Annotated in this window: 11 protein-coding genes and 1 riboswitch; of the genes, 2 read left to right on the top strand and 9 right to left on the bottom strand. The window is 35.4% G+C overall.

Features of this window, described 5'->3' with window-relative positions:
• Positions 1–159 precede the first annotated feature (159 nt).
• The 7 genes from BMX30_RS06405 to BMX30_RS06375 all read right to left on the bottom strand — a co-directional run bounded on the left by BMX30_RS06405 (position 160) and on the right by BMX30_RS06375 (position 10270).
• Entirely contained in the window at positions 160–1158 is a 999-nt protein-coding gene (locus BMX30_RS06405; protein WP_170843807.1) for a DUF4238 domain-containing protein, read from the bottom strand.
• Positions 1159–1653: 495 nt separating this feature from the next.
• Positions 1654–3333, bottom strand: a complete 1680-nt coding sequence (locus tag BMX30_RS06400) for a nuclease-related domain-containing protein (RefSeq protein ID WP_090742441.1) — start codon at positions 3331–3333, stop codon at positions 1654–1656.
• A gap of 703 nt (positions 3334–4036) precedes the next feature.
• Positions 4037–4591, bottom strand: a complete 555-nt coding sequence (locus BMX30_RS06395; RefSeq protein WP_139195380.1) for a hypothetical protein — start codon at positions 4589–4591, stop codon at positions 4037–4039.
• A gap of 50 nt (positions 4592–4641) precedes the next feature.
• Entirely contained in the window at positions 4642–5436 is a 795-nt protein-coding gene (locus BMX30_RS06390; protein WP_244532512.1) for a DUF3387 domain-containing protein, read from the bottom strand.
• A 549-nt stretch (positions 5437–5985) separates the two neighbouring features.
• A complete protein-coding gene (rlmN, locus tag BMX30_RS06385; protein ID WP_090742435.1) occupies positions 5986–7062 on the bottom strand; it encodes a dual-specificity RNA methyltransferase RlmN in 1077 nt (358 codons plus the stop codon).
• A gap of 380 nt (positions 7063–7442) precedes the next feature.
• A complete protein-coding gene (gene add / locus BMX30_RS06380) occupies positions 7443–8435 on the bottom strand; it encodes an adenosine deaminase (protein ID WP_090742433.1) in 993 nt (330 codons plus the stop codon).
• 65 nt (positions 8436–8500) lie between these two features.
• Positions 8501–8599, bottom strand: a riboswitch (purine riboswitch).
• 402 nt (positions 8600–9001) lie between these two features.
• Complete coding sequence (locus BMX30_RS06375; protein WP_090742757.1) at positions 9002–10270, bottom strand: mechanosensitive ion channel family protein; 1269 nt, start codon at positions 10268–10270, stop codon at positions 9002–9004.
• A gap of 379 nt (positions 10271–10649) precedes the next feature.
• On the opposite strand from BMX30_RS06375, the gene BMX30_RS06370 reads away from it, so the two are divergent.
• Positions 10650–10862, top strand: a complete 213-nt coding sequence (locus BMX30_RS06370) for a hypothetical protein (protein ID WP_090742430.1) — start codon at positions 10650–10652, stop codon at positions 10860–10862.
• A 299-nt stretch (positions 10863–11161) separates the two neighbouring features.
• Here the strand turns inward: BMX30_RS06370 and BMX30_RS06365 are convergent, their stop codons facing one another.
• Entirely contained in the window at positions 11162–11599 is a 438-nt protein-coding gene (locus tag BMX30_RS06365) for a general stress protein (RefSeq protein WP_090742427.1), read from the bottom strand.
• A 190-nt stretch (positions 11600–11789) separates the two neighbouring features.
• Positions 11790–12779 carry a DnaD domain protein gene (locus BMX30_RS06360; protein ID WP_244532511.1) on the bottom strand — a complete coding sequence of 330 codons (990 nt, stop codon included), beginning with the start codon at positions 12777–12779 and terminating at the stop codon, positions 11790–11792.
• A gap of 578 nt (positions 12780–13357) precedes the next feature.
• On the opposite strand from BMX30_RS06360, the gene BMX30_RS06355 reads away from it, so the two are divergent.
• Entirely contained in the window at positions 13358–14926 is a 1569-nt protein-coding gene (locus tag BMX30_RS06355; protein WP_090742424.1) for a BCCT family transporter, read from the top strand.
• Positions 14927–15130 lie beyond the last annotated feature (204 nt).

The following is a 15130-nucleotide window of genomic DNA, read 5'->3' as shown; positions in this document are numbered from 1 at the left end:
GTTAGATATATGGCAATCGCAAACGTGGAGGTTCATTGAGTGGGAACCCAAATCTTTTACATTCAGGAATCGGATACATAAAAAATTTTGTATTGTTTCCGCACTCCACTTGTCCAGAGTGTATGTGGCAACACATGAGGTGCTGGTGAGTACATAAATTTATTTTTCTAATAAATTTTTAATAAAATTCGTAAAAAACTCTTCTTTAAAATCTGGATGATTTATTTTAGAAATACCAGTTTTGTTAATAGTAATACCACCTAACCAAGCAAAACTATTCTCACTTGCAAATACTTGGTGGTCACATTGTTCTACTTGTCTTATGTTAAGTTTTGAAATTATCTTATCATCAACTTCTACAACTGAATTCTCATAGTCTTGTAAATTTTCAACTTTATATGGTTTAGTTTGTGGGAAAACAGGTTTATTAAAAATTGTTACCTTATACTTTGGATCTACCAGAAATAGCAAATAATCAGAGGATAATGGAACGCAATAATTGTAACCCTCCCCAAATCTATCGAAAACAATCGGGTTATCCGAAATAAAAAATGGCATACTTCCACTGCCGCGCTTTAGAAAAACCCAAGACTTACTTAAATAGTCCTGAGCATAATGCGTAATCAGTTCCAAGTTTGTTAATACTCCATAATGATGTAATTCCTTCATTTTTTCTACATCTAATTGATATTCTTCTCTTTGTTCTTTTGTTCCTAACTCATTTATCTTTTTTAAACATTTGATTAAAAATTCTCTCATCACACTTGTTCTCAACATTTGAATAGCAATATGAACTGAAAAAGCACTCTTTTGTTCTTTTTCTAAAATATTTGTTTTATGGTGGTTCAATTTTTGAAGGATTTGAGGTAGTACTGTCCCTAAATTATTTTCAACTTTTCTAGCTAAAAGTTTTGTTTCAACAAACTGTTCATCTGCTGGTTCCTGGAATACTCCATTATTTATAAAATGTTCGTTTATCTCTTGGTTAAAATCATAAAAATTTTCAATGTAGCTTACCTTCTTTATATTTTCAGAACCATCGTAAACATTTTTTTGAGTATCAAATACATGTATTTTACTACTGCTACCCGTTGTAAAATGTTGAAGCCAAGTCCTTGGAACAGTATGTTGGTTTTTAGTAAACTGGTATGTAGTCATAAAATAACCCCTATCCATTATTCTTTTTATAAAATCATCTCTAATTTTTACAAGTATTTCATACAATCTTGAAGTTCTTTTGTTTTAAAAATGTTAGTTTTAGCAGAATCAATATTTCGTTTGATATATTCAATAGCCTCCTTAGTTCTCGGTTCTTGTAAATCCAAATTAATAACATTAAGCAAACTATTTATATGACTTATGGCCATTATATAATCATACTTATAATTAGGTCTCAAATTTTCAATTAAAGCTATGGCTACATTATGTTCTTTAGTAAAAAAGCTACTTGCTATTTTTCCTGAGAAAATCTTCTTCCTCTTTATTGTCTGCTCCCTCCGCATCTACGAGTTGTAATTCTAATTTTTCGTAACCAAAAGCCATCAATCCAATATTTCAACTCCTCCTTCAATACCAATTATCCAAGTGAGAGTGGAAGTTGCTTTGTGTTATAAATTTCATTATTATCAAAGTAACTAGGATAGTAATTTTAAATTACACCCTGTTATTTTTATTTCTATTTTCAGAAAAATGCTCAAACCATATCGTTCCAAGTTCTTGTACTATTTGATCAAACTTATCAACAAGAGATTTGTTTTTCATAACATGATAACTGTTATTGTAAAGAAATGTTTTAAAGGGAAGTAGCTTATTTTTTTCACCATTTTTATTATCTAGAACTTTAAATATAGGTCTTCTTTTTTCCATCAGACTACAAAGCATTTCAAATTCTTCTATATCTAGGTGGTAATATCCGTTAATAGGTGTATCAAAATAACTCTCTAATTCCTGAGTAATTCTACTTTCAAATAATGGGATCGTGGGGAAGTGACCTTGGTTTACAACAACCAAATAGTATTCTTCTACTCCCTTAACAGTTTCATGATCTATCTCTATAAGTTCCTTAATCCTATCGTGTGTTTGTTTAAGTGGGGATATGACCATTTTTTCCATATCTCTATTTATGGAACTTTCTTTTGCTTCGGTAATAGAAGATAGTGTTAATCTATAGCTTTTAACTTCAATAACTAATAATTTGTTATTCAATCTAATCATAATATCAGGAGAATCTTTAGTTTTTTTGTATCTAAATTCCGTAATTACTGAATAAGGTAACTTGGATTCATTTACAGAATTCTGAGCTAAGTTTTGTGCGTATCTTTCGAATGGCTTACCGTAAAAAGTTAAGAAACTACTATCGTCTTCGGGATATATATGCCTTATTTTGTGATACAAACCCATGAACAGATGTTCATAAAGCAATTTTAGACTAAATGGCATAAATTGATCATCTTCAAGTTTTATTAGAGGTGTTTTCTTAAATTCCATAAAATCCCATTTTGAGTCTAATTTTTGTTTAGACCATATAGATATGCTTTTAAAGTTAGTTGTTAACGAAGATAACATGTCCTTTGCTTGATCTTTAAACTTAAGATTGGCAAGTAGAACTTCAGGGTTTTGCAACCATCTAGAGCCAAGCTCTCTAGGTTTATAAAAGCAAGCTATTAAACCAAAAATTAACCCTATATGTTCTTTAATTGAATATCCAAACGCATTAAAGAAATCATGATTTATATCTAAAAACTCATTTTCATGGTAAAGAGCTTTATTCATTGCGATTTCAGTATAAATTAAGATGGTTCTAGCAAGTGTATTATAAGTATTCTCTTGATGATTAAAAAAAGCGTTACTAAATACCTCAGAATGTAATTCCTCTGTTGTTTGTCTATTCTCATTGTCTAGATAATCATTAGTTGCAAGCGCAAGATATGTAATCGCAGACAAGCTAGCTGTTTTTTCTTGCAGTAAATTTATATTATTAACATCTCCATAAGCTAGTAGCCATTTCCATAAATTCAAAATACTCTGTTGAGAAAAAACAACATTATTTTCTACTTCATGATTAAATTTAGTTATTACATTTTTGTACACTTGCTCCCGTAAATTAGAAGGGAGCGATTTATTATTTAAAATTCCTACCGCAAATTTTTCATATAACTCTTTAAAAGCTCCTTTTATTCTTGTTTCATCAATACCATCACTAGAAATCTGTGACAAGAGAATAAAAGATGACAACAAAGGAACTCTTTTAATTAATTTTATAATATCTTCTTTCGGCATTTTATTCCCCATGATTTCACTATAACAGGCAATAACTTTAATATTCTTATTCAAATATGTACCCCCTTAATTAAAATCAAGCATTACAAAAACTCCCATATTTATTTTACCAAAAACTAGTAATAAAAAGTTGCAATAGTTTATAGAAAAGTTTTTTTACAAACATAAGGTAATACTATCACGGGCTAGAGCCACCACCTCTGCCAAATGGCTTACGTTTAGTAGGAAGCGAAAATATAATCAACGACTGAAAAGAATAACCATGGGAATGTTCTTTAGTCACGCAAAAAAAGAGGTCAGGTCAGGTGAGTTGAGCCGATGCAGAAAAACAACGTAGTAGTAATCATTAGGCAAGGTCTTTCTGCTGTTTATGACTAGATTGCTGGACTTAGAGAAGGGAGGACGACTTAGTGCAGTAACGGTTCGGATGAGTTTAGATCGATCACGGCCAATGGTGCTTGTTATAAAATATGTGGACAAATCTACATATGCCGCTATTGCAAATGACAAGTTGAAGCGATTCAGGTATTAAACAGCAACATCATCGCGTTCCCAGCTTTGCACTAAACGAGTTACACCCTTTGATAAAATACTACTTCCTCTGTACTAGAATCTCTTTGATTCCTGAGACAGGATGGGTATTTTTCATAGTCATAACCCGCTACCCCTAAATAGTGCACATCTCCTAATAATTCCTACTACCAAGAGGTAACAAAAAAGCACTCATTAAGAGTGCCATTTAACAAGCAACATCATTCTAATAAAACTCATTTCCACTCAACTTAGAGATCGCTTTACAGAATTTCGTCCATTTTGGTGGAAAATGATTATCTCCTGTTTTAATCTCACAGTGAGTATCAAATTCTATACGTACACTCCAATGAGTACCATCCATTACAGGCCCAAATGTATTGTATTCTTCAGCCCAATTAACAAAATCGCATTTATGAAGTTCGGTTAGAAATAATTCTATGTCCTCTTCTAATAAATAGCTACTATCGTTGACTGGTAATCCGTCTGAAAAAGGGTAATCAGTATTGTGTTCAACTCTTTGTTCAGCTAAATCAATTTTCACCTGACAATATGGGCCAGGATATCCACCAACATATGCAATAATTACTCTAATTCTTTCATAAGGCTTCTTACCCATATACTTTTTCCACTTATAGTTACAATCAATGCAATAATACTTTGCATTTCCAATTGAATAAATCTCATGAAAGAAGTTATCAGCTTGTAATTGGGGCTCATGTTGATTAGGCATTTCTGGGATATAATCATAAGTATTGTGTCTTCTACACTTTGGGCACATTGGTGTAATTCTTCTTAGATTGTGCACTCTAATACCCCATTTCTTAATATCTACATATTAGCAGCCTGTAACTTCGCCTGTTCTAATACATCTTCGACAGCTTTTGGTTCTTTGTTAGGTGGATAATCCCACTTACGAAGGACCTTCTTAATATATAACCTCATACGAGCTTGAGCACTTTCTTTCTTATCCCAATCGTGAGATCTATGCTCTTTAACTGTCTTAGCTAAGTCTTTTGCAATATTGAGTAAGGTTTCATCTTGAAGTAATGACTTTATATCTGGATCTGATCCTAGAACATCAAAGAACGCTTTTTCTTCATAGGACAAACCTAGTTGTGTTCCCTCGTTAATGGCTTCTTCTAGTTCTTCTTTAAACTTAAGAAGCTCTTCAAACACTTCATAAACGTCTAAATGGTCGTTCCTATTATGATACTTTTCTATTATTTTTTCAAAACGCTCCGAAAAACTTCTACTTACAGTCATGTTTTTCTTTTTAACATCTTTCAGTTTTTCTTTCATAACTCTCATCAGAACTGTAGTTGCAATATTCTTCTGTGGAATGGCGCGAAGCTTTGATATATTCTCTTCGTTTAGTAGGTCAAAGCTTTCGTTTGTTGTAGCTTCCGTTAACACCATAACTCCATCTTCAAGAATCGCATTTTCAAAGAGTTTAGAAATCCGCTCATTTACTTCCTTTAAATCAGGAGTTCCTGTTTTTGATGATTTCATAATAAAGGAACGCACAGCAATAAAATAAGCGATTTCTTCTTTAATTTCTTTAGTTAATAGACCTGTGCATATTTTATATACATCTTTTAACTTCTTTGTTGGAGTGCCTGTCACAACCCGAATAATCTTGTTTCACAAAATGTTCCACAAAAAATTTAGAAAGCGTTACTTCTCAGGGGTCAGACCCTCACTAAAGTAACGCTTTACTCCACCGGGGGACTGATCCCACTTTTCAAAGAAACAATGTAGCAATAAATAAAATGAATTTTATTTTTCAGTTTCTTTTTTTTCACCAAGAACTGCTTCTCTAACTTTCGGTGCCTGTCACTACCCGAATAATCTTGTTTCACGTAAATGTTCCACGGAACTAAAAAATACACCGCTTATTAGCCACTGTGCGGAAAAACTGCAGTCGTTCAAGTTAGCGGATACTTTAAAAAAGAGATCAGCCCCCACTTCGAGGCCCCTTGGGACAAGGAACCTGTGTCCCTGCCTCAGTGGGGTGCTTCTGCCCGTTAATGCGGGATAAATCCAGTGAAAATTTATTTGTCTGTCTTTTGTTAAGTTTTTTTTAAAAAAGCGCCCATTTACAGTAATTGTTTCTCCTGTAAATGAGCGCTTTTTAGATAGATGATAATAAACTAGCCTCAAGGCATTTCTGAATTAACCTTTTGCCGTTTCTTTTTCTTTTTTCATTTGTTTACTTCGCAATTGACCACATGCTGCATCAATGTCTGTACCTTGTTCGTGGCGAATTCCACAATTAATCCCCTTTTTCTTCAATGTATCATAAAAAGCAAGGATTGAATCTAATTCGCTTCTCTCGTATTGAATATGTTCATTAACAGGGTTATAAGGGATTAAATTTACATAGGCAAGATGACGCTTATTTTCAAACAATTTAGCAAGTTGTAGAGCCTCTTCCTTATGATCATTTACACCCTTCAACAATATATATTCAATCGTAATTCTCCGATTTGTCTTATCTAAATAATAATCAACTGCGTCCATTAATTTTTCAATCGGGAAGGCACGGTTAATTTTCATAATTTGCGTACGAAGTTCGTTGTTTGGTGCATGCAAAGAAAGAGCTAAGTTTACCTGTAAATTAAGGTCAGCAAATTCATAAATCTTATTCGAAAGGCCGCTAGTCGAGACGGTGATATGTCTTGCGCCAATGGAAAGGCCTTTTTGATCCTTAATCACTTGTAAGAAATCAATCAAGTTTTCAAAATTATCGAATGGCTCACCAATTCCCATAACCACAACGTGACTGACTCGTTCGTCTTTACCTTTTTCGTCCAGGTGATGTTGAACATTGATAATCTGTTCAACAATTTCTCCTCCGGTTAAGTCACGAGTTTTTGCTAAAATTCCGCTTGCACAAAAACTACAACCAATATTACACCCTACCTGGGTTGTCACACATACCGATAAACCATATTTATGTCTCATTAATACGGTTTCGATTAAATTGCCATCCGGCAAATTGAACAAAAATTTAATCGTTCCGTCTGAAGATTCTTGCTTCAGATTTAAAGTTAATTGCTGGATATAAAAATGATCTTCTAGTAATTGAATGCACTCTTTATTAACATTGAGCATGCTAGAAAACTCTGTTACCCGCTTAATATAAAGCCAATCCCAAACTTGTGACGCTCGAAATTTTTTATGGCCATGTCCTAAAAGCCATTCTGTTAGTTGTTCATATGTCATACCGTATATGGATTTTTTAGTCATTTAATTCCCTCTTTTCAAAACGGTTAGTTCTCATTTATTTCTCTTAAGCTTCTCCAATTCTTCAACAACCGAGATATGAACACATCCATAAAAATTAAAAGAGTCAATGTTCACTTGTCCAAGACCCACTATTATACATGAGCCTTCTTATTATTGTCAAATAGTCTCATAGTTGAAATGTTCCTGCACAACGCGATATTTCTTGGTTCACATTATTGTTCCACAAAACTAAAAAACATACCGCTTAACAGCCACTTTGCGACAAAACTGCAGCCCTGAATTTGGAGTGACTGTCACTACCCGAAGAATCTTGTTTCACAAAAATGTTCCACAAAAACTAGTAAACGTTACTCCACCGGGGGACTGACCTCAAGATCTTTTTACAATTGTGCTAAACACCATTTTTTTGTTTCTTCGTCCGCAAAAGAAGCTTCTACACTATTAAAATAAATTTGTTGGTAATCTTCTTCACTCAGATTAAACTCGCTGCCAATTACATCATATTCTTTGGCCATTGTAGTATCGGATACCGTTCTATTATCTGTATTAATCGTTACTTTTATTTCATCTTTATGAAACTGATAAATCGGATGATCACTATATAGATGCACCGCTTTTGTTTGGACATTGCTGGTTGGGCACATTTCAAGCACGACTTGTCTATCTTTAACAATGTTATATGCTTCAGGACAATCTTTTATAAAAACTCCATGGCCAATTCTTTCAGCGCCTAATAGTTCAACCGCCTCTAGTACATTTTTCCCAATTCCCGTTTCACCTGCATGGATTGTGACTCTGTACCCGTATTCCCTGGCTAAGGCAATGGGTTCTACGAATCTTCCACAGAAGCCATCTTCTTCTATTGCACATAAGTCGATCGCCACTACACCTTTTCCGAGAAATTCCTTACCCTTTTCAACTACTTCAAAAGCGCTGTCAGCAGACATCGTTCTCATGCAAGAGAGGATGATATTTCCTTTTATTTCATAATGGCACTCCGCTTCCCTCATTCCCGCTAGAACACTTTCAATAACCTCTGTTACATCAAGCCCTTTCCCCGTATGAAGCAATGGGGCGAATCGAACTTCCATATATTTAACATTTTCTTTTGCAGCATCCTCAAATAGCTCAAAGGCAATTCTTTTTAAATTTTCTTTAGACTGCATCACTAAATTTGGAAGTGAAAATCTTTTTAAATATTCCTCGAGAGACTCACAGTCTAGTGGGGCTATTAGCTCTTTTTGCAACTCGTCCTTATCGAAACTTGGCAACTGGATGCCCTCACGCTTGGCAATATCAATAATGGTTTCAGATCTAAGACTTCCATCTAAATGACAGTGAAGTTCAATTTTCGGCATTTCTATAAAGTTCATTTTGTCCTCCTGAATTAATTTTTAGATTTATAAAAACAAAAAAAATCCTGATTACGAAGAAGATACAAATCATGTACCTTCTTCGTAATCAGGATTTTTGGTTCCTGGTAGAGACCTCCAAACCATATTATTGGAGTTATACGAAATTTAATTAAATATTTAGTGAAAGCTCTTTTATAAAATTTGTTACTTTTTAGAACTTCAAAATAACAAGATTTAAAATAGTTGTAAACAACTGAAAGCTATTGTTTTTTTTACACGTCCATGGGGCTATTTCAATTAAATGAATAATAGTAATTGGATGGAGTGACTGTCATACCCCAACAAAGCCTTCCGTAAAATTATTCTATGGTTATTATACGAGATATTCCCTATATCCTCAATATAAAAGCAAACAGTAATTTTTTTTAGATTCAGAGCTATCACAACTCGATTTAAAAACTTTAACATCCTTAGAACTATGGACCTGTATTACTTGGTTTTTCATGCTCAATACCGGTCCCTTAAAAGTAAAATAACCGACTGTGTTATAGAAACAGTCGGTTTTATTCACTAGTTGATTTATTTCAATAACTCCTCTGCCCAATCCAGGCTTGGTTACTTGTTTCTTCTACCATATTTCTTAAATCAGCCCCAGATGGATTTTGGAATACTCTAAGCCCAAATTCTTGTGCGACTGCGAATAGATGGTCAAAGATATCCGATTGTACAGATTCATAAGCTGCCCACTGTACGTCATTGGTGAATGCGTAAATTTCTAGAGGCAATCCGTATTCACTGTGTCCCAGCTGTCTAACCATTAACGTCATATTTTGATTGATTTTGGGGTGGTTCTTGAGGTAATTGTTGATATAATCCCTAAAAACACCGATATTGGTAAGGGCCCTACCATTCACTGGATTGTTTCGATCGAATGCATTTTTGGCATTGTACTCAGCAATTTCCATTTCTTTTTGAATAATGTAGTCTGATAGATAATGAACTTGGACAAATTTCTCCATCATTTCCTCTGTGCAAAATGTGATACTACTGGTATCAATATATAAAGAGCGCTTGATCCGTCGGCCGCCTGATTTTTGCATCCCTCTCCAGTTGATAAATGAATCGGAGATGAGGGCATAACTTGGGATCATCGTTATCGTTTTATCAAAGTTTTGAACCATGACGGTATTTAATGAAATATCAATTACGTCGCCATCTGCTCCATACTTGGGCATTTCAATCCAGTCACCAACCCGAACCATATCATTGGCCGTCAACTGAATTCCTGCCACTAGTCCTAGTAACGAGTCTTTAAATACCAACATCAAAACGGCCGAGAGAGCACCAATCCCACTTAATAGAATAAGAGGGCTCTTTCCTATTAGGGTCGAGATAACCGAGATGAACCCAAGTGTCATGATAACTATGCTAACCACCTGAACATATCCTTTAACAGGCTTCACCTTGGATATTTCAAAGGTCTGATATATATCATTAAATGCATTTAATAAGCTTTGGATAAACACTAGCCCTACAATGATGGTATAGGCAATGGCAAATTTCTCAATGCTTGATTGATGAGTTGGGAAAGTTGAAGAAAATGAATAAATAATGAGTGCAGGAACAAAGTGGGATAACTTTCGGAAAACTTTCCGATCCAATACGATTTGACCCCACTTGACTTTGGAGTTTGTCACGATACGAGTAATAATCCTGATGACAATTTTCTTTGAAATCAAATTTGCTATGAAACAGAAAAGCCCTATCAGTAGAATCTTGATCACAACCGAAAGATATTCTACTAATCTAGGATCTAGTCCCGTATCTAGAAGTAGATTATTTATGAATTGCATCTCTTCTCCTCCGTTATTTGCATCATAAGCAACTTTAATTTGTTGCTTGAGCTCACCCACATAATAAGGAATACTCCACCATTCCCCTAGCAAACTAAAGTAATAATGACTTACCTTTTCTATATTTAACACTATTTTGGTTGAACTAATTAAGGACAAGTATATATATAGGTATATGTAAGTTATCTTTGTTCATTACCAGTAATTGATATTGAGTCAAGAGTTGTATCTTCACGTTAAAGTTCGGCCCCTATTTTTGACCAAGGGTGTCAGGCAGAAAATATTGATGGTAACTATTACTGAACTTCCATAAGAAATGAGCAGATTAAAAGGAGAAAGATGCCTTTATGTCGAAAATAATAGATAAAGGGGTGACCCAATGGATAAAATTGGTTTATTAAGAAGTCTACGCAGTGCCAGTCGAAATAATTTGTTTTCAATAGAAATTCCAAAGGCAACAAGAGAAGATGAAAAGAAAATTAATGAATGGCTGGGAGAATTAGAAAGTGAAGGGAAAATAAAGGTAAGAGAATGTACCCAGCGAGAAAGCTCAGTTTATTTACATGGAATCATGAAGTATGCATCCGAATAATCGGGTGTTTTTTTTGGCTCTTTTCCCATTGCAGGTTTCAGGATAATCTCTATACAAAAAAGGTTCCTATGCTAGTACAACAAACTCATACAAACATAGGAACCCATGAATTTTCGTACGTCCACCGGCAGGATTATAACACATTCTTCAGAACAGAAACCTTACTCGCTACCCTTATCGGAAATTCATGAATTAATTAATTGTCCAGCAAAAGGCTTAAATAAAGTAGTTTAGTGAATTTCAGTTAAAATCACTGCGGGTATTTATGTAAACATGGATCATTTAATCCCCCTTTACATTTACCCTTTTGGATGAAGAAAGACCAGAATTTTACCATTCTGAACCTCATCTGAATAGCGTTCAGCTTCATCATCTGGGACTCCAATTTCCATAAGGGCACGCTTTAATCCACCAGCACCAGAGCTGGCCCCTACGACTGCGCCACCAATGGTTGTCATAATCGGACCTGCCGCCAACACAGCGCCAAATCCGGGAATCAATACAGTGGATAACCCTACCATAACGCCCGCTAGACCAATTGCAGCACCTGTTGCAGCTCCAGCAACGGCTCCATCCATTGTGGAGGGCTTTATTTCCAGTGTGTTTTCAGAATGTTCGTCTGTACTTCTAGCAATAACTGAAATTTCCTTAGTGGTATATCCTTTTGCTTTTAACTCTTCAACAACTTTAGCCGCTTGTTGTTCATCTTCGTACACGCCAATTACATGATTATTCATTTAAGATGACCTCCCTGTTTGCTCCAACTATTATTTCTTTTACCCTTTTATAGGATTGATACACAGGGACGGTTCTTGTTTTGCTTACAGTGATATGTACTCTCAAGCTGTTCAGGTTGAAAACACCCGGTATCTTTCAGTAGACTCCCCGCCTTCAGCAAGCCTTTTTAAGGAGTTTCTTCAGCAATACTCATGTTTCTTCCCCCGCTGTAAGGTCGAGGACAAATTCACCTGGGATCGCTCTTCCGGCAGGACACGATGGGGCTGATATCTTAGACTTTGTCTCAGACCTTTGATTCTCCTGATAATAATCAATTTCCTTTACCGTCAACAAGGATTCATTTTCCCAGTTTTTCAGAATCCCAACGATATAGTTCAGCCTTCGCCTATTATTGGCACAGGCAATCTCCATCGCTTTTAAAATCACTGCTTTCGGCTGTAAAAAGCTAGAATCATCTAACCAACCTAACAGCTGCTGTTTGCTGTTCATGTTCGAAAATCCGAATCCATTCTTGTCCCAAAACTCAATAATTTCTTGAACGTCTGCTCTCTTTACATCATCCTGGTAGAGATTCACCTTGTCCGGATTACTCTCTATATTTAGATTAAAGACTTGTTGTTGTTTTTCTTTTTCTTTTTCTTTTTCTTTTTGCCCACGTATCGTAGAACGACACGATAACGTATCGTCATCCCCCTCTAAAAGGTCACCATCTTCGCTCTCCTCATCTCGATCATCCTTGCTTTCAACCAATTCCTCTTGTTTATAAAATGATTCGTAGAGGCTGCTAAATTCCTGTTTATGAATTGTCTCCGCTACATATTGAATCAGTGAAGGATCTTCCACCTTTTTTAATTCTGAAAGGATGCAATCCATAACCGGTTTCCCGCCTCTATGAAAATTATCTTCGCCCCAGTTTTTAATCGCGAGTTCTCTTGTTTCCGGATTATAACGAATCAACTTATGATGATGAATGAATCGTTCCATCAACGATTCAATACTCGCTAATGAATAGCCCATATCGAAGGCCATTTGTTTTTTCGTGATTTTATAGATTCCGATTTGAGTCGTATACGGGTTCGTAATCAGATAAAGATAAAAGTATTTCTCCTTCGGAGTCATCTCCTCAGAAACAACCGGGTTCCTCCAAAATTCAGTCTGCACCATTCGATATTTTGCCATTATTAACCACAATCCTTTCAACTATGTAAATAGCTTTCATTGTTCATATAGGGGTTAATAGACAAAGTGGACAGGATGATTTTCATGAAATTAAATTTTTTTATGACAAGGCGTAAGATTGTTAGCAGGGTCAGGGTCAGCCTGAAGATCATGTTCTTGATGGGCTATTCCTTCAATTCACTCACGAAGATCAAATAGAATATCGGTTTGGTATGTTTCAGAATACATCCGCAGATTCAAAAAAAAACCTCCATTCCAACTAATCAGATCAAAAGGTTTGTAATCTAATTCCTCTTGAGAATGAAAAAAACTCTATCCAAGATTTGATAGAGTTGTATGAATCTAGTTGGTTGACTGAGAAATGTTTTATCAATATAATATTAACCCTGTTTAACATTCGGCTAATTTGGGTAATTAAAATTAAATAAATTAATAGAATGGTGGGTGAAATTATCTTAGACGACTATAACAGGTGTATACGGATTAGAAAGAGAGCAAGTGGTACTTCAGTTCCGTAACTTTTCCTCAAGACATCAAGGATCATCAACGGAAGATTAAAAACGTTTCGGAGGAAAAGAATGAAAACAATAAAGAAGTTGAAAACGGATTGGACTACATTTGCGGTTAGTGGAGGGTTTTTATTCCTCTTTGTCCTTTTTTCATTAATTGATATGGATATGGTTGGAGGTTGGGTAACCGAATCCTTCAATTGGTCTGTCACATTTTTTGGTGCTTATTGGCAATTATTATTACTAGGAAACTTTGTGATTGGAATTATCCTAGCTTTTTCAAGATATGGAAATTTGAGGTTAGGAAAAATGGAGAAGCCCGAGAATGGTAATTTCCGTTGGATTTCGATGATTTTATGTACGCTTTTAGCTAGTGGCGGTGTATTTTGGGCTGCATCAGAGCCAATCTATCATTTTGTTACAACTCCACCGTTGTTTGCCAATGATGGCATGACACCACAAGCAGCAATCATACCAGCTTTATCTCAAAGCTTTGTACACTGGGGTTTCCTAGCTTGGGCTTGTTTGGGTACATTATCGACCATTGTCCTCATGTATGCACATTACCACAAAGGATATCCACTTAAACCACGTGCCATTTTATATCCTATTTTCGGAGAAAAAATATTTAAGAAAAGTATAATCGGTTCAACGGCCGATATCGTTTCAATTATTGCCGTTGCTGCGGGTACAATGGGGCCTATTGGATTTTTAGGTCTGCAAATTGGATATGGTCTTCATTTTTTATTTGATGTTCCAAATACTTTGGCTACGAATATTATTATTGTTGGAGCACTCATCCTTATTGCTGCTATATCTGTAGCAAGTGGTGTTGACAGAGGAATTCAATTTTTAAGTCGTTTAAATGTTATTTTTGTTGTATTATTAACAGCCATCATTCTTATTATTGGCCCAACCATGTTTTTAATTGATTCTTTTATCAGTGCACAAGCTTTTCAATTACAGCACTTTTTTGAAATGAATTTATATCGTGCGGATCAAGCTTGGCTTGGTTATTGGACTGTCTTTTTCTGGGGCTGGTTCCTAGGGTATGCACCAATGATGGCTATTTTTATTAGTAAAATATCGCGTGGTCGGACAATTAGAGAGCTTATTGTAGCAGTATCGATTATTGCTCCTTTAGTTAGTAATTTCTGGTTTGCCATTGTTGGGGGTACTGGATTATCTTATGAACTAAAAAATCCTGGTTCCATTTCAAACCCATTAGCTGATGGTGGAATGCCCGCGACCGTAATGGCCATTATGGACCAACTACCGATGGGGTTATGGATGGCGATTGGGTTTTTGATCGTTAGTATTGTGTTTGTATCGACCACAGTTGATACCATTTCGTATACTGTTGCAGTCACCTTACAAGGAACAGATCATCCTCAAAAATGGATGAGAGTCTTTTGGGTCATTTTATTCGGTCTATTATCCGTATTGCTACTAGCAATTGGTGAAGGAAGTATACAGGCATTACAAAACTTTATAGTTGTAACGGCCGTGCCTGTATCTATCTTGCTCCTTCCACCACTATGGAGTGCACCAAAAATTGCAAAGCAGATGGCTAAAGAACAAAATATCGTACCTTCTGTTGAATCTGTACAAGAAGTGAAAGTAAAAGTAGCGAAATAATGGTTCGTGTGCCTGGCACAACCTGAAGAATAAATAAAAAAGACTATAGTCAAGCCGATTTTTTCGAGTTAGTCTACAGTCTGGGACTTTCCTTATCGGAAGGTCCTTTTTTATTCCCTACCAATTACAAGTAACATTGATGTTTTTATACCATTCACACTGGTTATAATTCTACAGGAGGATAAATCATGAGAAATTTTAAAG

The organism is Mesobacillus persicus (assembly GCF_900109925.1).
Taxonomy (GTDB): Bacteria; Bacillota; Bacilli; order Bacillales; family Cytobacillaceae; genus Mesobacillus_B; species Mesobacillus_B persicus.
Note: the sequence above shows the minus strand (reverse complement) of the source record. Positions and strands in the feature narration are given on the sequence as shown.